This window comes from Monashia sp. HAY1-2A (assembly GCF_056755315.1).
This window is the reverse complement of the sequence record NZ_JBNDHY010000665.1, coordinates 1-245: the sequence shown is the minus strand read 5'-3', so window position 1 is coordinate 245 and position 245 is coordinate 1. Positions and strand designations below refer to the sequence as shown.

1 protein-coding gene is annotated in these 245 nt (G+C 67.3%); it reads left to right on the top strand.

All coding sequences use genetic code 11. The features are described from left to right. A partial coding sequence (locus ACPYOM_RS23475; RefSeq protein ID WP_481347825.1) for a hypothetical protein occupies positions 1-245 on the top strand: 245 nt, incomplete at both ends.

Here is a 245-nt window from a genome sequence, read left to right as displayed (position 1 = left end):
ATCATCAACTACGGCGAGGGCCAGACGGAGCCGCTGCGCACGAAGATCCTCAACACGTACACGATGGTGTTCAACGAAGGTTCCGCACCGGCACCGGTGGACACGTCCTGGCTCGGCGCCCTCGGCCTCACGGGGTGGGTGGGACCGGAAGCACGCGGTGCGGTGAGCGGGGCGGCCATCACGGGCCGCAATCCGCGCTTCGCCTACACGGTCGGCTTCGCGAATGCGACGGCACAGTACTGGAC